19 protein-coding genes are annotated in these 20,667 nt (G+C 74.3%); 14 read left to right on the top strand and 5 right to left on the bottom strand.

Annotated elements, in window-relative coordinates:
- The first annotated feature begins 344 nt into the window (after positions 1-344).
- Positions 345-2,780: a DUF8508 domain-containing protein gene (locus J2S46_RS10510; protein WP_191290461.1), complete on the top strand. Its 2,436-nt coding sequence runs from the start codon at positions 345-347 to the stop codon at positions 2,778-2,780.
- A 73-nt stretch (positions 2,781-2,853) separates the two neighbouring features.
- Here J2S46_RS10510 and J2S46_RS10505 read toward each other — a convergent pair whose 3' ends face one another.
- The gene (locus J2S46_RS10505) at positions 2,854-3,771 is read right to left on the bottom strand and encodes an SGNH/GDSL hydrolase family protein (RefSeq protein ID WP_229912790.1); all 918 of its coding nucleotides are present in this window, start codon (positions 3,769-3,771) and stop codon (positions 2,854-2,856) included.
- A gap of 378 nt (positions 3,772-4,149) precedes the next feature.
- Here J2S46_RS10505 and J2S46_RS10500 point away from each other — a divergent pair, with 378 nt between their 5' ends.
- The 4 genes from J2S46_RS10500 (at position 4,150) to J2S46_RS10485 (ending at position 8,327) form a co-directional block, all read left to right on the top strand.
- Positions 4,150-5,805 (top strand): FAD-binding dehydrogenase, encoded by a 1,656-nt coding sequence (locus J2S46_RS10500; protein ID WP_191290463.1) that lies wholly within the window; start codon positions 4,150-4,152, stop codon positions 5,803-5,805.
- A gap of 221 nt (positions 5,806-6,026) precedes the next feature.
- On the top strand, positions 6,027-6,344 hold the full coding sequence (locus J2S46_RS10495) for a hypothetical protein (RefSeq protein ID WP_191290464.1): 318 nt from the start codon (positions 6,027-6,029) through the stop codon (positions 6,342-6,344).
- Positions 6,344-7,669: a hypothetical protein gene (locus tag J2S46_RS10490; protein ID WP_191290465.1), complete on the top strand. Its 1,326-nt coding sequence runs from the start codon at positions 6,344-6,346 to the stop codon at positions 7,667-7,669. Before J2S46_RS10495 ends, J2S46_RS10490 begins: the two co-directional genes overlap by 1 nt.
- A gap of 4 nt (positions 7,670-7,673) precedes the next feature.
- Positions 7,674-8,327, top strand: coding sequence for a hypothetical protein (locus J2S46_RS10485; protein WP_191290466.1), 654 nt, complete (start codon positions 7,674-7,676; stop codon positions 8,325-8,327).
- 63 nt (positions 8,328-8,390) lie between these two features.
- On the opposite strand, the gene J2S46_RS10480 is transcribed toward J2S46_RS10485, so the two are convergent.
- Complete coding sequence (locus tag J2S46_RS10480) at positions 8,391-8,867, bottom strand: GNAT family N-acetyltransferase (protein WP_229912791.1); 477 nt, start codon at positions 8,865-8,867, stop codon at positions 8,391-8,393.
- A 225-nt stretch (positions 8,868-9,092) separates the two neighbouring features.
- Between J2S46_RS10480 and J2S46_RS10475 the strand changes: the two genes are divergently transcribed.
- On the top strand, positions 9,093-10,274 hold the full coding sequence (locus J2S46_RS10475) for a serine hydrolase domain-containing protein (protein WP_191290467.1): 1,182 nt from the start codon (positions 9,093-9,095) through the stop codon (positions 10,272-10,274).
- Positions 10,275-10,288: 14 nt separating this feature from the next.
- Here J2S46_RS10475 and J2S46_RS10470 read toward each other — a convergent pair whose 3' ends face one another.
- Entirely contained in the window at positions 10,289-11,200 is a 912-nt protein-coding gene (locus J2S46_RS10470) for a LysR family transcriptional regulator (RefSeq protein ID WP_191290468.1), read from the bottom strand.
- Between the two features lie 89 nt (positions 11,201-11,289).
- On the opposite strand from J2S46_RS10470, the gene J2S46_RS10465 reads away from it, so the two are divergent.
- Both J2S46_RS10465 and lepB read left to right on the top strand, forming a co-directional pair.
- A complete protein-coding gene (locus tag J2S46_RS10465) occupies positions 11,290-11,658 on the top strand; it encodes a YybH family protein (protein ID WP_191290469.1) in 369 nt (122 codons plus the stop codon).
- Positions 11,659-11,827: 169 nt separating this feature from the next.
- The gene (gene lepB / locus J2S46_RS10460; protein ID WP_191290470.1) at positions 11,828-12,847 is read left to right on the top strand and encodes a signal peptidase I; all 1,020 of its coding nucleotides are present in this window, start codon (positions 11,828-11,830) and stop codon (positions 12,845-12,847) included.
- 138 nt (positions 12,848-12,985) lie between these two features.
- Here lepB and J2S46_RS10455 read toward each other — a convergent pair whose 3' ends face one another.
- Entirely contained in the window at positions 12,986-13,354 is a 369-nt protein-coding gene (locus tag J2S46_RS10455) for an ArsR/SmtB family transcription factor (protein WP_191290471.1), read from the bottom strand.
- A gap of 106 nt (positions 13,355-13,460) precedes the next feature.
- Between J2S46_RS10455 and J2S46_RS10450 the strand changes: the two genes are divergently transcribed.
- From J2S46_RS10450 to J2S46_RS10440, 3 genes are all read left to right on the top strand, one after another.
- A complete protein-coding gene (locus J2S46_RS10450) occupies positions 13,461-15,533 on the top strand; it encodes a heavy metal translocating P-type ATPase (RefSeq protein WP_191290472.1) in 2,073 nt (690 codons plus the stop codon).
- A gap of 133 nt (positions 15,534-15,666) precedes the next feature.
- Entirely contained in the window at positions 15,667-16,071 is a 405-nt protein-coding gene (locus J2S46_RS10445; RefSeq protein WP_073922148.1) for a hypothetical protein, read from the top strand.
- A gap of 149 nt (positions 16,072-16,220) precedes the next feature.
- Positions 16,221-16,478 carry a hypothetical protein gene (locus J2S46_RS10440; protein WP_191290473.1) on the top strand — a complete coding sequence of 86 codons (258 nt, stop codon included), beginning with the start codon at positions 16,221-16,223 and terminating at the stop codon, positions 16,476-16,478.
- Positions 16,479-16,526: 48 nt separating this feature from the next.
- Here J2S46_RS10440 and J2S46_RS10435 read toward each other — a convergent pair whose 3' ends face one another.
- Entirely contained in the window at positions 16,527-17,288 is a 762-nt protein-coding gene (locus J2S46_RS10435) for an SDR family NAD(P)-dependent oxidoreductase (RefSeq protein ID WP_191290474.1), read from the bottom strand.
- A 223-nt stretch (positions 17,289-17,511) separates the two neighbouring features.
- Between J2S46_RS10435 and J2S46_RS10430 the strand changes: the two genes are divergently transcribed.
- The 3 genes from J2S46_RS10430 to J2S46_RS10420 all read left to right on the top strand — a co-directional run bounded on the left by J2S46_RS10430 (position 17,512) and on the right by J2S46_RS10420 (position 20,505).
- Positions 17,512-18,087, top strand: a complete 576-nt coding sequence (locus J2S46_RS10430; protein ID WP_191290475.1) for a TetR/AcrR family transcriptional regulator — start codon at positions 17,512-17,514, stop codon at positions 18,085-18,087.
- Between the two features lie 101 nt (positions 18,088-18,188).
- A complete protein-coding gene (locus J2S46_RS10425) occupies positions 18,189-18,638 on the top strand; it encodes a VOC family protein (RefSeq protein ID WP_191290476.1) in 450 nt (149 codons plus the stop codon).
- 208 nt (positions 18,639-18,846) lie between these two features.
- Positions 18,847-20,505, top strand: coding sequence for a purple acid phosphatase family protein (locus J2S46_RS10420; protein WP_191290477.1), 1,659 nt, complete (start codon positions 18,847-18,849; stop codon positions 20,503-20,505).
- Positions 20,506-20,667: the final 162 nt, after the last annotated feature.

Below are 20,667 nucleotides of genomic sequence, written 5' to 3'. Positions count from 1 at the left end.
GGTTCGAGCCCTGCCTTCCGGGGCGCTAGGGGCCCGCCGGTCCGGATCCGTCCGGGCGGCGGGCCCCTCGGCAGGTCGGTGGTCCGGCCCGGGGCGGGTGGCCCGGGCGCCCCGGCGGACCGGTACCAAGAGTTAACCGCAGAGGGCTTGTCGCGTCATTTTCTACGCGCGTATCTTGAGCGCTGCGACGTCGCTTCCTGACGTTGCGTCTACGCGGGTAGTGCGCCGAGCGCACCACCTGAACCACCCTCACGTCCCGGCGCCCCCACGGCAGCCGGGGCATCGTGCTGCACCCGGACGCCGCGTCATGGCAATGACCCGGCAGCTTAAGGAGTCCTGCCCCGGTGACCACGCCCACCGCTCCCCGCCCCCGCTCCCGCAGGGCGCTGCTGCGCGCGACCCTCCTCCCGGCCGGCCTGGCCGCCTCGCTCGTGCTCGTCCCGCTGCCGTCCGCCTTCGCCGCGCCGTCCGCCGACGCGGTCGTCGCCGAGGTCTACGGCGGCGGCGGCAACTCCGGCGCCACGCTGAAGAACGACTTCATCGAGCTGGCCAACAAGGGCGGCGCGGCCTTCGGCCTCACCGGCTGGAGCGTCCAGTACATCTCGGCCTCGCCGGGCGCGAACTCGCAGTGGTCCGTGACCCCGCTGACCGGTTCGATAGCCCCCGGCGGGCGCTACCTGGTCGCCGAGGCGGCCGGCGCGGGCGGCACCGTCGCGCTGCCGACGCCGGACGCCACGGGCAGCCTGGCGCTCTCCGGCACCGCCGGCACCGTCGCCCTCGTCCAGGGCACCGACCCGCTGACCTGCAAGACCGCCGCCGACTGCGCCGCCGACCCGCGGGTGCGCGACCTGGTCGGCTTCGGCACCGCCGTCGTCCGCGAGGGCGCCCCGGTCACCGGCGCGAGCAGCACCGCCTCGGTGGCCCGCCGCGCGAACCTCGCCGACACCGACGACAACGCCGCCGACCTGCTGGCCGGTGACCCGACCCCGGTGAACAGCTACGGCGAGTCCGCCAAGGGCACCACGCCCGGCGGCCCGACCGGCCCGACCGAGCCCGGCCCGCTGCGCATCCACGACATCCAGGGCGCCACCCGCCTCTCGCCGCAGCTGGGCAACACCGTGCCGGGCGTGCCCGGCATCGTCACCGGCGTGCGCGGCTACGGCTCCAAGGGCTTCTGGATCCAGGACCCGAACGCCGACGCCGACCCGGCCACCAGCGAGGCCCTGTTCGTCTACACCGGCAGCAAGGTCCCGACCGTGCAGGTCGGCGACTCCGTGCTGGTGACCGGCAAGGTCGCCGAGTACTACCCGAACTACGCCGGCGGCTCGCAGTCGCTCACCCAGCTGACCGCCCCGGCGATCACCGTGCTCTCCTCCGGCAACGCCGTTCCGGCGCCGGTCCAGGTCAGCACCCGCAACATCCCCGGCACCTACACCCCGGAGGCCGCCGGCGGCTCGATCGAGGGCCTCACCCTGCAGCCCGAGAAGTACGCCCTGGACTTCTACGAGTCGCTGGAGGGCATGAACGTCCAGGTCAAGGACGTCCGGGTGATCCAGGCGACCGACAAGTACAACGAGCTCTGGGTCGCCGCCGACGCGCAGGACCAGAGGAGCAAGCGCGGCGGCGTGCTCTACGAGTCGTACCGCGAGCCCAACGTCGGCCGCCTGATGGTCCAGCAGCTGGCGCCGGTCGCCCAGCAGCCGTTCCCGGTCGCCAACGTGGGCGACCTGCTCACCGGCACCACCACCGGCCCGCTGGACTACAACTCCTTCGGCGGCTACACGCTGGCCGCCACCTCGATCGGCGCCGTCCAGGACAACCACCTGGAGCGCGAGGTGACCGCCCCGGCGGCCGACCGCGAGGCCACCATCGCCACGTACAACGTGGAGAACCTGGCCCCCGGCAACCCGGACAGCAAGTTCGCCGAGCTGGCCCAGGCCGTCGTCACCAACCTGCGCTCGCCCGACGTCATCGCCCTGGAGGAGATCCAGGACAACAACGGCGCCACCAGCAACGGCACGGTCGACGCGAGCGTCACCGTCGCCAAGTTCATCGCCGCCATCCAGGCGGCCGGCGGCCCGGCGTACGACTGGCGCTCCGTCAACCCGGTGGACGGCAAGGACGGCGGCGAGCCCGGCGGCAACATCCGTCAGGTGTTCCTGTTCAACCCGCAGCGGATCTCCTTCACGGACGTCCCCGTCGCCGACCCCACCAACACCCCCGTGGACGTGACGGGCACCGGCGCGGCCGCCTCGCTGACCGCCTCGCCCGGCCGGATCGACCCGGGGAACGAAGCGTGGGCCAACAGCCGCAAGCCGCTGATCGGCCAGTTCAGCTTCCGTGGCAAGAAGCTCTTCGTGATCGCCAACCACTTCAACAGCAAGGGCGGCGACCAGGGCATCGACAGCCGCTTCCAGGCCCCGGCCCGCAGCTCCGAGGTGCAGCGCGTCAAGCAGGCCGTCGTCGAGCAGGCCTTCGTGGCCAAGCTGCTCGCCGCCGACCCCACCGCGAAGATCGTCTCGGTCGGTGACTTCAACGACTACCAGTTCTCCCCGGCGCTGACCGCGCTCACCAACGGCGGCGGGCTGCGCGACCTGGTGAACGAGCTGCCCGAGAAGGAGCAGTACTCGTACGTCTACCAGGGCAACTCGCAGGTGCTGGACCACATCCTGGTCAGCCCCGAGGTCGGCTACGCCAAGTACGACGTGGTGCACATCAACAGCGAGTTCGCCCAGCAGGCGAGCGACCACGACCCGCAGATCGTGCGCGTCAAGCCCTGACCCGGGGCGGGGCGGCGGGGCGTGACCGGGATCCCGGTCACGCCCCGCCGGCGTTCCGCGCCCTCGGCGCGGCCTACTTCAGCGCGGCCAGCACGGCCTGCGCCATCACCTGCTCGCCCTTGGCGTTCGGGTGGAACGGGACGGCCGGGGAGCCGGGCAGCGCGCCCTCGATCCAGGGGGAGGCGGAGCAGGCGTCGTGCCCGCGGGTCGGGCCGGCGGTGTCGACGTAGCCGGCGCCGCCCGCGGCGGCCGTCGCGGCGAGCATCGAGTTCAGCCGGCCGAGCACGCCGTGCAGGTACGTGACGTCCCCGCTGGTGACGGGCTGGCGGCCCAGGCAGTCGGAGGAGTTCTCCGGCAGCACCGACGGGTAGCCGACCACCAGCACCTTTGCGCCGGGGGACTTGGCGTGGATCCGCGCCAGCACGTCGGCCAGCTGCGGGGCGGCGCCGGCGATCCGGTCGGCCAGGTCGTCGTTGCCGTACTCCCAGGACCAGCTGCTCCAGCTCCAGTGGCCGTGGTTGTAGACGTCCCGGCAGGGGGTGCCGAAGGGGTTCACCACGGCGCCCGCGATGCAGGTGGCGATGATCTCGCCCACGCCGAGGTCGCCGACGCCCAGGTCGTTGCCGCCGATGCCGACGGTCACCAGGTCGGTGTCGGCGCGCAGCGCGTTCAACTGCGGGTCGTTGACCCGGATGAAGGCGTCGTACTGGGCCGAGGTCATGGCCTTCACCTTGGCCGCCGAACACGTGACATCCGTGTACGAGGTGGAATGCAGCGCGGCCGCGACCAGCTGGCCGTAATTGTGGTCGGAGCGCAGGCACAACCCCGCCGACTGGCCGGGGACCCCGGCGCCGGCGGCGTAGGAGTCGCCGAGCGCGACGTACCGCGAGCCGGTGGCGGCGCTCGCGTCGGAGGTGGTCAGGGCGAGCGTGAGCACCAGGGTGAGGCTGGTGACCAGCAGGGACACGAGTTTCCGGGCAGGGCTGAGCACGGTTCCTCCTGGGGGAGAGAAACGAGGGTGGGTGGGGGTGAGCGGGTGCCGGGCCACAGCTACTACTGCTCGGTAAGTTACTGCCAGGTTTCGTACTCGTCCACAGTATTGGCGCGGATTCCTGAAAAAGAGTCAGAAGGAATTCACGGAATTACGCTCCGATGCGTAGCGCTTTACCGGCGGGCCGGCCGTTCCCGGAATTCTGCTCCACGGTGGAGCGAAATTCGGGGCGGGCTTGTTACCGACCGGTTGACTGGGTGATCGCCAACCCGCAGTATCGGAGCCACCCACCGGCGGGCCCCCGTCCGCCGGGCGCTCCACGGGCACCGCCCGCCCCGGCGCCCCCACCCGGCCCAGCCGCTCACGGAGGACCCCCGCATGGCATTCGACGCCGACGTCATCGTCATCGGAGCCGGCCTGGCCGGCCTGGTCGCCACCGCGGAACTGGCGGACGCCGGACGCAAGGTCATCCTGCTCGACCAGGAGCCGGCCGCCTCCCTCGGCGGCCAGGCGCACTGGTCCTTCGGCGGGCTCTTCCTGGTGGACTCGCCCGAGCAGCGCCGGCTGCGCATCCGCGACTCGCACGAACTCGCCTGGCAGGACTGGCAGGGCACGGCCGGCTTCGACCGCCCGGAGGACCACTGGCCGCGCCGCTGGGCCGAGGCCTACGTCGACTTCGCGGCCGGCGAGAAGCGTGCCTGGCTGCACGCCCAGGGCGTCCGCTTCTTCCCCGTGGTCGGCTGGGCCGAGCGCGGCGGGCTCCTCGCCACCGGCCCCGGCAACTCCGTCCCGCGGTTCCACATCACCTGGGGCACCGGCCCCGGCATCGTCGAACCCTTCGCCCGCCGGGTGGCGGCCGCCGCCGCCCGTGGCCTGGTCGACCTGCGCTTCCGGCACCGGGTCACCGGCCTGGCGGCCACCGGCGGCGTCACCGACACCGTGAGCGGCGAGATCCTGGTGCCCAGCGAGGTCGCACGCGGGGTCGCCAGCTCGCGCGAGAGCACCGGCGCCTTCGAGCTGCGGGCCCAGGCCGTGATCGTCACCTCCGGCGGCATCGGCGGCAACCACGACCTGGTCCGCAAGGCCTGGCCCGCCCGGCTCGGCACCCCGCCGGCCCGGATGCTCTCCGGCGTCCCCGCCCACGTCGACGGCCTGATGCTCGGCATCGCGGAACAGGCCGGCGGCCATCTGATCAACGGCGACCGGATGTGGCACTACACCGAGGGCATCGAGAACTGGGACCCGATCTGGGCCAGGCACGGCATCCGGATCCTGCCCGGCCCGTCCTCGCTCTGGCTGGACGCCCGCGGCAACCGGCTGCCGGTGCCGCTCTTCCCCGGCTTCGACACCCTCGGCACGCTCGAACACATCATGACCACCGGTCACGACCACACCTGGTTCGTCCTCACCCAGAAGATCATCGAGAAGGAGTTCGCCCTCTCCGGCTCCGAGCAGAACCCCGACCTGACCGGCCGCAGCATCCGCGACGTCCTCGGCCGCGCCCTGCCCGGCGCCACCGCGCCCGTCGAGGCCTTCAAGCGGCACGGCGCCGACTTCGTGGTCGCGGACAACCTCCCCGAGCTGGTCCGCGGCATGAACGCCAAGACCCCGCAGGCCCTGATCGACGGCGACGCCCTGCGCCGCGAGATCGAGGCCCGCGACCGCGAACTCGCCAACCCGTTCAGCAAGGACCTCCAGGTCACCGCCATCCACGGGGCCCGCCGCTACCTCGGGGACAAGCTGATCCGCACCGCCTCGCCGCACCGCATCCTGGACCCCAAGGCCGGGCCGCTGATCGCCGTCAAGCTCAACATCCTCACCCGCAAGTCCCTCGGCGGTCTGCAGACCGACCTCTCGTCCCGGGTGCTCCGCGCCGACGGCAGCGTCCTGGACGGCCTGTACGCGGCCGGTGAGGCGGCCGGCTTCGGCGGCGGCGGGGTGCACGGCTACCGCTCGCTGGAGGGCACCTTCCTGGGCGGCTGCATCTTCTCCGGCCGGGCCGCGGGCCGCGCGGCCGCGGCCGCCACGGCCTGAGCCGCCACCGCCCCGGCCCCGCGGCCCGGGGGCGGCGCCCCCGCCCGGGGGACGCCCCCGCACGGACCGAACCCGGCGCCCGATGCGTGAGGCCGCGGCGCCGGGGCATTCGAGGGGGAACGAGCGGCCCGGCAGGAAGGGGAGCACCGCCCGGAACCCCGGTCGCCCGGACCGCGTCCGGAAAGAGTGGCACGACCAGTACCGATGCACGGGGGTAGGACATGAGCGGATACATCTCGGAGCCCGAACGGTTCCCGGTGGCTGCCGGACAGCTGGACGAGGGAGCGGGCAAACTCGTCAGCGCCGACGGCGGGTTCGGCGAGTCGCACGCGGCCGCCCGGCGTCACTCCGACTGGGTGGTCGGCGGGGCGCTCGCCGCCTGCGCCACCCGCTGGGAGGGCGAGACCAAGCGCACCGTCGACGCGATGAAGCAGCTCGCGGAGGGTCTGCGCACGACCGCCGCCAACTACCACGGGCAGGAGGTCGCGGTCGCCGAACAGCTGCGCCGCGCCGCCACCCTGCTGGAAGGGAACGGCTGATGCCCGCGGACAACGGCGGCCAGGACGGCCGGTTCCGGCCCGGCCCGGCGGACCACAAGCGGCTCTTCGACAAAGCGGTGACGGTGCCCCAGCTGCGCGAGGCCGACCCGGCCGCCTTCGACCGGGCCGCCGAGGAGTGGGACAAGCTCTCCACGGCCGCCGCCGAGGCCCGCTTCCAGGCCGTGGACGTACTCTCCACCCTCCAGGAGGGCTGGAGCGGCGAGGCTGCCGACCTCGGCCGCCGGGCACTCGCCGACCTGATCGACGAACTCTCCATCGCCGAGCAGGAGACGGAGGCCGCCAAGCTCACCCTCGGCAGCGCCGCGGACGGCCTGACGCTGGCCCGCCGCTGGATGACCGAGGCGGACGACCTGGCCCGGGCCAACGGCCTCGTGGTCGAGGAGGACGGCGACGTGCGGGTCCCGCCGCAGGTGGGGCTGCACAACGACCCGGACGCCCAGGCCGACGCGCGCCGGCTGGCGGGCGTCGCCGGCGACGTCCGCAACCTGGTGACGGCCGCGCTCAGCTACGCCGCCGACGTCAGCGACACCGCCGGCCACGAGCTGGACCGGATCACCGCCTCCGTCGGCTACGACCGGCTCGACGACTGGACCAAGCGGGTCGTCGCGGAGGACCTGACCGGCGCCCGCGACCTGGACAAGGTCTTCGGCGGCCGGGGCGGCGTCCTGCTGCCCCCGGACCCGTACGACCGCGGCGCCGGCGTCTACAACTCGCAGCAGCCGAACGACCGCGACCGGCAGCTCGCCAACACCCTGGGAGCCGGCACCGTCGGCATGCCCTTCCAGGCCGGCGACGTCAACGCCAGCGCCAACATGGCGCACTACCTGTCCGGCACCGGCGAGCCGCTCGACCTGGACGTCGAGGACATGCTCAAGGACATCCCCGACTTCCAGGAGAGCGTCAACACGACCCTGGACGGCAACCTGGCCGGCTGGCAGGCCCAGGCCCTGGCCGAGTACCGCCGCACCGGCAAGCCGGTCGCCCTGGTCAAGGACACCGGCTGGCAGCCGATGTCCGCCACCCCGGACAGCAGCACGGACTGGTACTACGCGGTCGGCTCCTTCCACTACAACACCCAGGCCAAGATCGAGGTCAAGCCCGCCGCGCCCGGCGCCCCGCCGGAGGTCACCGTCACCTACCAGACCCATGTCAGGGACCGGTACAACTGGGACCACGGCAAGCAGACCGAGGTGCCCGGGATGGGCACCGTCACCGACCAGGACATCCAGCGCCTGCACCGGACCGGCCTGGCCCGGGAGTTCGACATGGGGGGCAACAGCGACATGCGGACCAGGAAGGTGTGATGCCATGACACCCCGCCCCACAGCGAGCGAGGCACCGGACGGATCGCAGGACCGGTCCTCGTACGGACCGCGTGGTGAGGCCCCGGCCGGTGCGCCCGAAGTGCCGCCCGGCCCGGCGCCCGCTCCCGGCGGGCCGGTCGGCGACGCCTGGCCGGAGCTGCGGGAGCGTCCGGTGCTGCGCCGCTCGGTCGGGGTGCTCCTGGCGATCTGCGGGGTGTTCGCCGTGCTGGTCGCGGGGTGGGGGGTGGTGGCGCTGACGCGGGACCACACCGCGCCCGAGACCGACCTGAGCCGCGCCGAGCGGCTGGCCGGCCTGCACTCCTCCCAGCATCCGGGCCAGGGCCGGTACTACATCCCGGACGAGGTGGTGTTCACCCGGACCGCCGACGGGTCCGAGGCGGGGTACCTGCACTACCGGCTGGACGGCGGCCAGGACGTCAACGTGGACGACTTCCTGCGCACCTACAACCTCCCCGAGCCGGGCACCCCGGCCCAGCTGCCGGGCGACCTGGTGCAGGCACTGCCGGGGGAGGAGCCGGCCGTGGCGCCGTCGCTGCCCGGCTCGTCGGGCAGCGACGGTCACCGGCAGATCTTCGTGGCCCCCGCGGAGAACGGTCCGGCCGGCGCGGGGGACGTCTACGTCCGCGCCACCGGCTGAGTGGCCCGGCGCCCGGGGCACGTCCGGGCCCACCGCGGGCCGGGGCGTGCCCGGGGCCGGGCGTCAGGCCAGCCGCAGGTCGATGTAGGGCACCTCGTGCCCCGGCAGCAGGTAGGTCTCGACCTCGACGAACCCGTTCGCCAGCGCGAACCGCAGCCCGTCCGGGTTGGAGGCCAGCACGACCGTCTCGATCACCTCGGCGCCGGCCGCCCGGGCCGCGGCGAGCCCCTGGGCGTAGAGCACCGCGCCGAACCCCCGCCGCCGGTGGGCGGGCAGCACCCGGGCGATCACGGTGGCCGTCGCCGGGTCGCCCGCCGCCCGGTCGGCGGCCGGCGGCCGGACCGTCGAGCAGCCCACCAGGACGTCGCCGAGGTGGGCGACCTCCAGCCGGTTGCGCCCGGCCCGCTCGCGGACCTGGTCGAGCGACAGCGGATCGGTCGGGATGATCGTGTTGTGGACGTGCTGCCAGTCGCGCAGCATGGCCTCGTCCGCCACCCGCGCGATCCGGAGCCCGGCCCGCCCACCTCTCGGTTCAGTCATCCGGGCAGGAAACCGCCCCGCGCGGCGGGGCGTCAAACAGGTTTCCGTGCGCCTCTCCTGACCCGGGCCCCGGCCGGGCCCGCGGGCGGCAGCGGGGGCACACCGCCGACCGGCCCGGGGCGGCGGTCGCGCGGCCGATCGGGTGGCCCCGGCGCCGCCGCCGCGAGGAATCCGGGCCGCGGCGGCAGGCTGGGCCCGTACGGCACCCTCCGGGAAGGCGGACCCATGACCGAACTGCGCGACACCCTGGCCAGGCACCTCGGGAGCGGACCGCTGCCGGGGGCGGTCGGCCTGCTGGCCGTCCGCGACCGGGTGGAGGTGGCGGCCGTCGGGTCGGCGGACGTCGAGGGCACCACCCCCATGGCCCGGGACTCGATCTTCCGGATCGCCTCGCTCACCAAACCCCTCGTCGCCGCGGCCCTGATGATGCTGGTCGACGAAGGCCGGCTCGCCCTGGCCGACCCGGTCGACCGCTGGCTGCCGGAGCTGGCCTCGCCGTCCGTCGTCCGGACGCCGGCCGGGCCGGTCGACGACGTGGTGCCGGCCGTCCGCCCGATCACCGTGTTCGACCTGCTCACCTCCCGCGCCGGGCACGGCTTTCCGGCCGACTTCTCGCTGCCCGCGGTCGGGCTCCTGTTCAGCGAGCTGAAGCAGGGCCCGCCGCAGCCGCAGCTGGTCGCGCCGCCCGACGAGTGGATGGCCGCGCTGGCCGGCATCCCGCTGCTGCAGCAGCCCGGCGAGGCCTGGCTGTACAACACCTCCTCCGACATCCAGGGCGTGCTGGTCGCCAGGGCATCCGGCCGGCCGCTGCCGGAGTTCCTGGCCGAGCGTCTGTTCGAGCCGCTCGGCATGGCCGACACCGGGTTCGAGGTGCCGGCCGGCAAGCTCGGCCGGTTCACCGGCTACTACCGGACGGGCCCGGACGGCGCCGCCGTGCTGGTCGACGCCCCGGACGGGCAGTGGAGCAGCCGGCCGGCCTTCCCGTCCGGCGCCGGCGGGCTGGTCTCCACCGCGGACGACTGGCTGGCCTTCGCCCGGATGCTGCTCGCCGACGGCGTGGCCGCGAACGCGTCCGGTCCGGCGGCGGGTGCGGCGGGCGGGCGGCGGCTGCTGTCGGAGGAGTCCGTCCGACAGCTGACCAGCGATCACCTGACCGAGCGGCAGCGGGCGGGCGGGGAGCTGTTCCTGGAGGGTCAGGGCTGGGGGTTCGGCGGCTCGGTCGACGTGGAGGCGATCGATCCCTGGAACGTGCCGGGGCGGTACGGGTGGATCGGCGGCACCGGAACGGCGGCGCACCTGACCCCGTCCACCGGCGCGGTCACCATCCTGCTCACCCAGCTGGAGCTGGCCGGCCCGACCCCGCCCGCGTTGATGCGCGACTTCTGGCGGTACGCGGCGGGCGGCTGAGAGCGGGGCGGCGGCTATCGGCCCTCCGGCCCGCCCCGGCCCTCCGGCCCGCCCAGCGTGCGGCGCGCCCGCTGGACCAGGGCGCGCCCGGCCGGGCCCGACGGGCCCTCGGCGCGCCAGGCGAGGACCAGGCGGCCGCGCAGGGCGGGCCGGTCGATGCTGATCACGTGCAGTTGCTCCGCGCGGGCGGCCGCGAACGCGCCGGGCAGGATCGCCGCGCCCAGGCCGCGGGCGGCCAGTTGGGCGAGCAGCCCCGGGTCGCTCGCCTCGAAGGCGATCCGGGGTGCGAAGCCGACCGCCGAGCAGGCCTCGTCCAGCCGGGCCCGCAGGCCGGTGCCGCGCGGCAGGCTGATCAGCGGCCGCCCGCGCAGGGTGTCGATCGAGATGACCCGGTGGACGGCGAGTTCGTGGTCGTGGCCGACGGCCGCCACGATCGGCTGGTCCTCCAGCACCAGTACGCCGAGGCCCTCCGGGTCGCCGCTGCCGATGCTGACGATCGCCGCGTCCAGCCGCCCGGTCCGCAGGCCTTCGAGCAGCTGGTCGGAGCTGGCCTCGGACAGGGTGATCTCCACCGCCGGGTGCTCGTCGTGGAAGTCCGCCAGCAGGCCGGGCAGATCGACGTCGTGCGAGGTCACGGTGCCGACCGAGACATGCCCCCGGAGCAGCCCGGTCAGCTCGTCGACGGCGAGCCGGACGCCCTGCACCGCGGCGAGGGCCGCCCGGGCGTACGGGAGGACGGCCGCGCCGACCTCGGTGGGGCGCACCGAGCGGCCGGAGCGGTCCAGCAGCTCCTGGCCGAGTTCGCGCTCCAGGCGCCTGATCTGCGCGCTCACCCCGGGCTGGGCGACGTGCAGCTTCTCGGCGGCCCGGGTGAAGTTCCGTTCCTCGGCCACCGTCACGAGGTATTCGAGCTGCCGCAGTTCCATAACAGATGATGCTAGCTGCCAGAGTTTCCAGCTCTTGGACTTCTGATCGTCCGGGAGCCAGGCTGGAGGTGAGCGAAAGGGAGAACACCATGACCGAGTACCGCACCCGCGCCACCACCCCCGAGGACCTGGCCCGTCTGTTCGTGGAGCGGGCCAACGCCCGCGACGCCGAGGGGCTGGCCGAGCTCTACGCCCCCGACGCCGTCCTCGCCTACCCGGCCGGGGCCTCGACGGTCGGCCGGGAGGCGATCCGCGCCGTCTGCGAGCGGATGCTGGAGCACGCGCCGCTGCCCTTCCCGGTGGAGCAGCCACTGCCGACGGTCCGCTACGGCGACCTCGCCCTCACCTCCACCCGCGACGCCGACGGCACCGGCGGCCGGGTCCAGGTCGCGCGCCGCCAGCCGGACGGGACCTGGCTGCGGATCATCGACCGTCCCGAGGTACCGGCCGCCGGCTGACCTTTCGTCGGCTGACCTGTCGTCGGGTGATCCGCTGTCGGGTGACCTGTCGTCGGGTGAGCGCCCGCCGGCCGGCGGTGGCCGGGAACCTCGCCACGTTGGATACAGCGTAGGGACGCCTACGCGCGCCCCCGGCGCGCGCTCGCCGCACGCTGCGAAGGAGTGGGTCATGGGGGACGGGTTGCGCGGGTGGATCGCCGCGCGGCGGGAGCGTACGGGGTCGGCGCAGGCGCACGCGCAGGAACAGGAACAGGAACAGGAACAGGAACAGGAACAGGGGCCGGGACGGCAGGGGCCGGGCCGCCCGGCCGCCCCCGCCAGGCGGGTCCGCAGGCCGCTCTGGCAGGAGATCCCGCTGCTGGTCCTGCTCGCCGTGGTGCTGGCCCTCGGCGTCAAGACCTTCGGGGTGCAGGCCTTCTCGATCCCGTCCGGATCCATGCAGAACACCCTGCAGAAGGGTGACCGGGTGCTGGTGGACAAGCTGACGCCCTGGTTCGGCGCCACCCCGGCCCGGGGTGACGTGGTCGTCTTCCGCGATCCGGGCGGCTGGCTGGCCGACCGCCCGGCGGCTCGTGGCGGGCCGCTCCAGCAGGCGATGAGCCTGGTCGGCCTGATGCCCTCACCGGGTGAGCAGGACCTGATCAAGCGGGTCATCGCGGTCGGCGGGGACACCGTGACCTGCACGGCCGGGGCCCCTGTCCGGGTCAACGGCGTGGCGCTGGACGAGCCGTACCTCTACCCGGGGGCGACGCCCTGCGACGACGACCCGGTCGGGACGGTCACCGTGCCCGCGGGCCGGATCTGGGTGATGGGCGACCATCGCAACGGCTCCCAGGACTCCCGCGCCCACGAGCTGGACCGGGCGGGGGACGGCTTCGTGCCGGTCGGCAACGTGATCGGCCGGGCCGTCGTGGTGGCCTGGCCGCTCGGCCGCTGGGCCACCCTGCCGGAGCCGGACACCTTCGGGCAGCGGCAGCTCGCCGCCGGGCGGACCACGGACCGGGGCCCCGAGGCGGGACCGGTTCTCGGCGGGGGTCTCGGCGGGGGTCACGGTGCGGGTCACGGAGTGGCGGAGGAGCCGGCGCCGTTGGCGGCCGGCCTGCTGGGGCTGGCGGGCGCTCTTCCGTTGCTTCGCCGGCGTCGGCGCGGGCGCGGGCGCGGCAGGGCGGCGGCCGGGGAGCGGGGCTGACGTACGGTCATGGATCCCGGTGGCCCGACGGGTGCGGGCGGGCGGCCCCACGGCGCGTGGCCTGCCGGCCGACGGGATCCGGACGATTCACGGAGGCGGCCGGCCCGGGAGCACCGGGGGATCCCGGTGGCCGGGCGGTCAGGCCCGGTCGGGGCCGTCCGGCTCGTCGGTGAGGCCCAGCCGGAGGTGGTCGACGTGGTAGACGGCCTGGTCGAGCAGGGCCGCGACGTGCGCGTCGTAGAGCGAGTAGACCACCGAGCGGCCCCGGCGTTCGCCCACCACCAGGCCGAGGTTGCGCAGCAGCCGTAGCTGGTGCGAGCAGGCGGACTGCTCCATGCCGACGGCGTCCGCGAGTTCGGTCGCGGCGCGCGGCCCTTCCCGGAGCTGGGCGAGTATCAGCAGGCGGGAGGGGGTGGCGAGGGCCTGCAGGGTGGTGGCCACCTTGGCCGCGTTGGATGCGTCCAGCCGCATCTGCGGCACCGGGCTGTCGGTGGCTGCGTGTCCCATGGGGGCATCCTACGGCTGTGGCTATAAATGAATACCTCTTCATGTGTTCCTGTATGGTGAGCCCGCCAAGGCCAGCCCGGCTCCGCCGTGCCCGAAGGAATCCGTGATGCCCGACACCTTGCTCGCCCGCCCCCAGGATCTGGGCCCGGCGCCCGCCCCCGCCGCCCCGCCCGGGCGCCGCACCAGGGCGCTCGCCCTGCCCGAGGCCCGCTGGGCGGCCCTCTCGACGCTGGCCTTCCTCGCCGCCCTCGCCGTCCAGCTGCCCGGCGGCCCGGCCTGGGCGTACGGCCCGCTCTACGCCCTCGCCTACCTGAGCGGCGGCTGGGAGCCGGCCCTGGACGCCCTGCGACTGCTGCGGGAGCGCACCCTCGACGTCGACCTGCTGATGGTGGTCGCCGCCCTCGGCGCCGCCGCCGTCGGCCAGGTGCTGGACGGCGCGCTGCTGATCGTGATCTTCGCGACCTCCGGCGCCCTGGAGGCGATCGCCACCGCCCGGACCGCCGATTCCGTCCGGGGCCTGCTCGACCTCGCGCCCGCCACCGCCTGCCGGCTTGCCGCCGACGGCCGGGAGGAGACCGTCCCGACCGTCGAACTCGCCGTCGGCGACACGGTGCTGGTCCGGCCCGGCGAGCGGATCGGCGCGGACGGGCGGGTGCTCGACGGGCTGAGCGAGGCCGACCAGTCCTCCGTCACCGGCGAACCGCTGCCCGCCGCCAAACGGCCCGGCGACGAGGTCTTCGCCGGCACCCTCAACGGAGCCGGAGCCCTGCGGGTGCGGGTCGAGCGGGCCGCCGCCGACAGCGTGATCGCCCGGATCGTGGCGATGGTCGAGGAGGCCACCGCCACCAAGGCGCCCACCCAGCTCTTCATCGAGAAGGTCGAACAGCGCTACGCCGCCGGGCTGGTGGTCGCCACCCTGGCGCTGCTGGCCGTCCCGCTCGCCCTCGGGTCCGACCTCACCCCGGCGCTGCTCCGGGCGATGACCTTCATGATCGTCGCCTCGCCGTGCGCGGTCGTGCTGGCCACCATGCCCCCGCTGCTGAGCGCCGTGGCCAACGCCGGTCGGCACGGCGTCCTGGTCAAGTCGGCGGTCGTGATGGAGCGGCTGGGCCGGGTGGACGCCGTCGCGCTCGACAAGACCGGCACCCTCACCGAGGGCACCCCCCGGCTCACCGACATCCGCCCGCTCGCGGCCGGCCCCGCGCGGGCCGTGCTCTCCCCGGACGCCCTGCTCGCCCTGGCCGCCGCCGTCGAGCACCCGAGCGAGCACCCGCTGGCCCGCGCGCTGGTCGAGGCGGCCCGCGCCCGCGGTCTGGCCCTCGCCCCCACGAGCGGCTTCGCGTCCACGCCGGGCGTCGGCGTCCGGGCGGTGGTCGACGGCGCGGTGACCGAGGTCGGTGCCCCGCCCCGGGCGGGGGCCGGCGGACGTGTCGCGCAGGCGCCGACCGCAGGCCCGGACGAGACCTTCGCGGAGCCGGCCGCGGCCGCGGCCGTCGCCGAGCTGGAGGCGGCCGGCCGGACGGTCGTGGTGGTCCGCCGCGGCGGCGTCGTGGTCGGGGTCCTCGGCCTCGCCGACCGTCCGCGCGGGCAGGCGGCGGCCGCCGTGGCGGCCCTGGCCGCGCTCACCGCCCGCCCGCCGGCGCTGCTCAGCGGCGACAACCCGAGGGCCACCGCGCGACTGGCCGCCGAGGTCGGGCTCGCCGACGCCCGGGGTGGGCTGCTGCCGCAGGAGAAGGCCGCCGCCGTCCACGAGCTGGCCTCGGCCGGACACCGGGTGCTCTTCGTCGGGGACGGCGTCAACGACGCGCCCGCGCTCGCCGCCGCGCACACCGGCGTGGCGATGGGCCGGGCCGGCTCCGACCTCGCCCTGGAGACCGCCGACGCGGTGATCGTCCGGGACGAACTGGTCTCCGTGCCCGCGGTGGTGGCCCTCTCGCGGCGGGCCCGGCGGCTGGTGGTGCAGAATCTTGTGATCGCGGGGGTGTTCATCACCGTGCTGGTGACCTGGGACCTGATCGGCGACCTGCCGTTGCCGCTCGGGGTCGCCGGGCACGAGGGCTCCACCGTGATCGTCGGCCTGAACGGCCTGCGGCTGCTGCGCGAACGGGCGTGGCGGCGAGCCGCGCATGGCGGCCGCAGCCGGGCGGACGGTACCGCCCGGCGGGCCACCGCCGGGTGACCGATCGGACGGCCGGTCACCGGCCGGGGACGTACCGGCGGGTGACCGACCCTCCGGTGACCGGGCCCTCGGCGGCCGGCCTTCGCCGGCCGGCCCGCGGGGGCCGACCGGACCACAGCGAGCAGGGAGCCCCATGAGTCGTCGAAACCGCGCGGAGAAGGCGGCGCCGCCGTCCCCGGTGACCGTCACCGTCTGCCGGGGCTGCTGCTGCGGCACCGAGACCAAGCACCCGGGGGTCGACCACGCGGCGCAGCTGGAGCGGCTGCGCGAGGGCGTCGGCGGCAGCGGGCAGGTCCGGGCGGTCAAGTGCCTGGACGCCTGCGCGCACTCCAACGTGGTGGTGGTCAGCCCGTCCGCCGAGGGCCGGCGGGCCGGTGGCCGTCCGGTCTGGCTCGGCTGGGTGCTGGCGGACGACATGCTGGACGAGATAACCGACTGGGTCCGGGCCGGCGGCCCCGGCCTCGCCGACCCGCCGGGGACGCTCGACCTCCAGGAGTTCGCCGTCTCCCGCCGGCTCCGCGAGGGCCTGCCCGGCTGAGGCACCCGGGACCGCCCGGGCGCCCGGTCCGCCGACTTCGGTGCGGGGCCGGGCGTCGCGGGACTACGCTGGCCGGTGGTGCCGGACGACGGAGGGATCACCATGGCCACGACCACGCGGGACGCCGCCCACCCCGCCAGGGTGCCGCAGTGACCACGGTCTGCCGGATCTGCGCCGGCACCGGACGGACGGCCGGCCTCAGCTGCCGCACCTGCCAGGGCACCGGCACCACCGAGGTCGGCGGCGGTGGCGGCAACTGCTTCCTCTGCGACGGCACCGGCCTCTACGTCCGCTACCGCGTCGACGCCAGCGGCGCCAAGCACGCCTACCGCGAAGAGGTCTGCCGCACCTGCGACGGCACCGGCAACCGCGCGCCCAGCACCTGGGACGAGACGATCTCGACGTAGGCCCCGTCCGGCGGACCGCCGCCGGACGGCGATCGCCCCGCCAGCCGGTCAGACCTGGACCATGCCGCCGTCCACGAACAGTTCGACGCCGGTGATGAAGCCGGCGGCGTCGCTGCACAGGAACACCGCGGCGGTGCCCATCTCCCGGGGGTCCGCGATCCGGCCGGTCGGGTTGCCCTCGCCCATCGTCCGGACGGCGGCCGGGACGGCGTCCGCGCCCTGCGCCATGCCGAGCGCGCTCCGCAGGGAGTCGGTGTCCACCGCCCCGGGGCTCAGCACGTTGATCCGGACGCCGGAGCCCTTGATGTCCTGGATCCAGCCGCGGACGCAGTTGCGGACGGCGGCCTTGGACGCGCCGTACAGGCTCATCCCGGCCGGCGGACGGATCGAGGCGGTGGAGCCGATGACCACGATCGAGCCGCCGGGCGGGAGCAGTGGCAGGGCCGGCTGCACGGTGAACAGCACGCCCTTCACGTTGACGGCGAAGGTCCGGTCGAACTCCTCCTCGGTGATCCGCTGGAGCGGGGCGTGGGCGCCGATGCCGGCGTTGGCCACCACCGCGTCCAGGCGTCCGTGCCGCGCGATCACCTCGGCGTAGGCGGCCTCCATGTCGGCGAGCTTCGAGACGTCCGCGACGATGCCCGAGCACTTCGGCCCGATCGCGGCGACCGCTGCGTCCAGTTCGGCCCGCCCGAGATCGGTGATGACGACGTCGGCGCCGTTCGCCACGAACTCCTCGGCGACGGCGAGGCCGATCCCGGACGCTCCGCCGGTGACGACGGCGGTCCTTCCTTCGAGCAGCCGGCTCATGTGCTTCTCCTCTGACGGTTCGTCGGTGCCCGCCGTGCAGCGGGCCGTGGGTTCGGGGCGCGGCGTGCGTGTCCACGACGCGGGTCCGGGCAGGCCGAAGGCGCCCTCGACCGAGGGGTCGGGGGCCTCGCCTAGAGTGGATGTGGAGGCGCCGCCGCTTTCGCTCCACGGTAAGTGGAGGCGCCTCCGGTTAGCAAGCGGAGACGACAGGAGAGACGACGAAATGGCTACCGACGCAGGGCGCCCGCTGCGCGCGGACGCGCAGCGCAACCGCGACAGGATCCTGGCCGCCGCCACGCGCGTCTTCGCCGAACAGGGCCTGGACGCGCACCTCGAACGCATCGCCAAGGAGGCCGGCGTGGGCACCGGCACCCTCTACCGGAACTTCCCCACCCGGGAGCTCCTGATCGAGGCCGCCTACCGCAACGAGCTGAGCCGGCTCTGCGACGCCGCCCCGGAACTGCTGGCGACCATGCCACCGCAGGACGCCCTTCGGGCCTGGACGGGCCGCTTCCTCGACTACGCGAGCGCCAAGCTCGGCATGGCCGAGGCCCTGCGCGCCGTCGTCGCGTCCGGTGTCGACCCCTACGACCACAGCCGCCGGATGATGCTCGAAGCCCTCACCTCGCTGATGGACGCCGCGGTGGCGGCCGGCACCATCCGCTCGGACATCGGTGCGTCCGACATGTTCGCCGCCCTCAGTGGCATCGCTCTCGCCTCGGGCCGGCCCGAGCAGCGCGCCCAGGCCGAACGGCTCCTCGACCTCACCCTCGACGGACTGGGCGTCCGCCGGGCCTGACGGCCGTCACGTCCCGACCGGGCGGTCCGCCACGCGGACACGACGGCCGTCCGGCGCGCGGGGGCTGGCCTTCGCGACGGCGCTGTTGTTGGCTGTCCGTCATGAAACCCAAGCTCCAGCTGACCGTGGACTGCGCGGAGCCCGACCGGCTCGCCGCCTTCTGGGCCGCCGCCCTCGGGTACCGGATCGAACCCGCGCCCGCGCCGTTCCCGACCTGGCGGGCCTACTGGCTCGACCAGGGCGTGCCCGAGGAGGAACTCGGGACGGGGGACTGCAGCGACTCGATCGTCGACCCGGACGGCACCGGCCCGCGGATCTGGTTCCAGCAGGTGCCAGAGAGCAAGGCGGTGAAGAACCGCCTGCACCCCGACCTCGGTGTCAGCGGCGGCCGCGGCGTCCCGTTCGAGACCCGCCGGGAGCGGGTCCATGCCGAGGCCGCCCGGCTGGAGCAGCTCGGCGCCACCCGGCTGCGGAGCGAGGACTCGCCCGACACGGGCTCCTGCTACAGCGTCATGCAGGACCCGGAGGGCAACGAGTTCTGCGTGCACTGAACCGGCCGTCGCCCCCGGATGCCCGGACTGAGCCGGCGTGAGAACCCTCCACCGGCCGCCCGGTGGGGCCCGGGGGCCTGGTGCGCCGCGGGGCGGGGGGCATTTTGCCAGGCCATGGTCGAACATTGGAGTTCGAATGGGCGGCGCGCCGGAGCCCGTTCACCGGATGTCCGTGTCCGGGCAATCCGGCGCTGCGAAAGTCCGGGCCATGGATATCCCACGCATGGGCGTGCCCGAGAAGCTCGCCGACCGTATGAGCATGGCGGAGCAGCACGAGTACCTCCGCAGCCGCTTCTCCCGCCGCCGGATGCTGCGCACCGGCGCCATCACCGTCGGCGCGCTCGCGGTGGGCGGCACGCTCGGCACCGGCAGCGCCTCCGCCGCCCCGCAGCCGGCGCCGGTCGCCACCACGGACGGCATCGACGGTTCGCTGGTCGCCCCGATCGGCCGTCACCTCTCCTTCGGGCCCGAGCCGGACACCCAGTTCCGGATCTCCTGGCAGGTCCCCGCGCCGGTCAAGAAGCCCTTCCTGCGCTTCGGCAAGCAGCCGTGGGACCTCAGCCACAAGGTCGCCGCCGAGGTGCGCGCCCTGCACACGCCGGCGCTCGTCCAGACCGGCGCCCCGGTCGACCAGTACTACCTGCACGTCGCGCTGGAGGACCTGCAGCCAGACACCACGTACTACTACGGCGTCGGCCACCAGGGCTTCGACCCGGCCTCCCAGCAGGCCGTCTCCACCCTGAGCACCTTCCGCACCGCGCCCGCCCGCGAGCACATGTGGGGCAAGGTCTACGAGCCGTTCACCTTCACGGCCTTCGGCGACCAGGGCGTCAGCGCCCACGCGGCCAGCAACGACCACATCATCCTGGCCCAGAACCCGGCCTTCCACCTGCACGCCGGCGACATCTGCTACGCCGACGCGGCCGGCTCCGGCCAGGACTCGGACAAGGCCGCGTTCAACGCCACCACCTGGGACGCCTTCCTCGCGCAGACCGAGACGGTCGCCTCCAAGGTCCCGTGGATGGTCTCCTACGGCAACCACGACATGGAGGCCTGGTACTCGGCGAACGGCTACGGCGGCGAGAACCACCGCTTCTTCCTGCCGGACAACGGCCCGGACCCGCGCACCGTCCCCGGCGTCTACACCTTCCGGTACAAGAACGTCGGCGTCATCTCGCTGGACGCCAACGACGTCTCCTACGAGATCCCGGCCAACCTCGGCATCTCGGCGGGCAAGCAGACCAAGTGGCTGGAGCGCCGGCTCAAGGACCTGCGGAACGACGAGACCGTCGACTTCATCGTCGTCTTCTTCCACCACTGCGCCTTCTCCACCACCCACCAGCACGCCTCCGAGGGCGGGGTCCGCGAGGCCTGGGTGCCGCTGTTCGAGAAGTACCGGGTGGACCTGGTGATCAACGGTCACAACCACGTCTACGAGCGCACCGACGCGATCCTCGGCAACAAGGTCTCCAAGGCGGTGCCCAGCGGCGCCACCGTCGAGCCCGCCAAGGACGGCGTGGTGTACGTGACCGCGGGCGCGGCCGGCCGCAGCCTGTACAGCTTCGACGCCCCCGACACCTACGAGGGCCACGAGAACCACCAGGACTCGGTGAACACCTACCACTTCGCCCAGGGCGGCGTGAAGGTCACCGAGACGGTCGAGTGGTCGCGGGTGCGCTACACCGGCTACTCCTTCATCAAGGTCGACGTCACCCCGGCCCACCTGGGCCAGAAGTCCGAGATGAAGGTCACCGCCCTGGCCGAGAACGGCACCCAGGTCGACCACTACACCATCCTCCGCAAGGTCGGCGAGGGCTGGGACGGCAAGACCGACGACGACGGCGAGGGCGGCGGCTGGGGCTGGTAGGCCTCGGCGCATCGCCGGGACGGGTGGGCGGGCTCCGGGGGTCACGATCGTGGCCCCCGAGGCCCGATCGCGGTCCTGCGGGCGGGCCCCTGCCGGGAACGCATCCGGGACCAGGACTTCCCTGCCCGAGGATCCAGCAGGTGGTCCCGTGGATGCCCCGGT

The sequence above is a fragment of the Kitasatospora herbaricolor genome, from assembly GCF_030813695.1.
Lineage (GTDB): Bacteria > Actinomycetota > Actinomycetes > Streptomycetales > Streptomycetaceae > Kitasatospora > Kitasatospora herbaricolor.
This window is presented reverse-complemented; position numbering and strand designations above follow the sequence as displayed.

Excerpts from the sequence above, each read along its gene's own strand:
- J2S46_RS10435 (WP_191290474.1), bottom strand. The coding sequence starts at position 17,288 with ATGAGCCGGCTGCTCGAAGGAAGGACCGCCGTCGTCACCGGCGGAGCG.
- J2S46_RS10425 (WP_191290476.1), top strand. The coding sequence starts at position 18,189 with ATGAAACCCAAGCTCCAGCTGACCGTGGACTGCGCGGAGCCCGACCGG.
- J2S46_RS10485 (WP_191290466.1), top strand. The coding sequence starts at position 7,674 with ATGACACCCCGCCCCACAGCGAGCGAGGCACCGGACGGATCGCAGGAC.
- J2S46_RS10465 (WP_191290469.1), top strand. The coding sequence starts at position 11,290 with ATGACCGAGTACCGCACCCGCGCCACCACCCCCGAGGACCTGGCCCGT.
- J2S46_RS10495 (WP_191290464.1), top strand. The coding sequence starts at position 6,027 with ATGAGCGGATACATCTCGGAGCCCGAACGGTTCCCGGTGGCTGCCGGA.
- J2S46_RS10445 (WP_073922148.1), top strand. The coding sequence starts at position 15,667 with ATGAGTCGTCGAAACCGCGCGGAGAAGGCGGCGCCGCCGTCCCCGGTG.
- J2S46_RS10450 (WP_191290472.1), top strand. The coding sequence starts at position 13,461 with ATGCCCGACACCTTGCTCGCCCGCCCCCAGGATCTGGGCCCGGCGCCC.
- J2S46_RS10420 (WP_191290477.1), top strand. The coding sequence starts at position 18,847 with ATGGATATCCCACGCATGGGCGTGCCCGAGAAGCTCGCCGACCGTATG.
- J2S46_RS10490 (WP_191290465.1), top strand. The coding sequence starts at position 6,344 with ATGCCCGCGGACAACGGCGGCCAGGACGGCCGGTTCCGGCCCGGCCCG.
- J2S46_RS10475 (WP_191290467.1), top strand. The coding sequence starts at position 9,093 with ATGACCGAACTGCGCGACACCCTGGCCAGGCACCTCGGGAGCGGACCG.
- J2S46_RS10480 (WP_229912791.1), bottom strand. The coding sequence starts at position 8,867 with ATGACTGAACCGAGAGGTGGGCGGGCCGGGCTCCGGATCGCGCGGGTG.
- J2S46_RS10470 (WP_191290468.1), bottom strand. The coding sequence starts at position 11,200 with ATGGAACTGCGGCAGCTCGAATACCTCGTGACGGTGGCCGAGGAACGG.
- J2S46_RS10500 (WP_191290463.1), top strand. The coding sequence starts at position 4,150 with ATGGCATTCGACGCCGACGTCATCGTCATCGGAGCCGGCCTGGCCGGC.
- J2S46_RS10430 (WP_191290475.1), top strand. The coding sequence starts at position 17,512 with ATGGCTACCGACGCAGGGCGCCCGCTGCGCGCGGACGCGCAGCGCAAC.
- J2S46_RS10455 (WP_191290471.1), bottom strand. The coding sequence starts at position 13,354 with ATGGGACACGCAGCCACCGACAGCCCGGTGCCGCAGATGCGGCTGGAC.
- lepB (WP_191290470.1), top strand. The coding sequence starts at position 11,828 with ATGGGGGACGGGTTGCGCGGGTGGATCGCCGCGCGGCGGGAGCGTACG.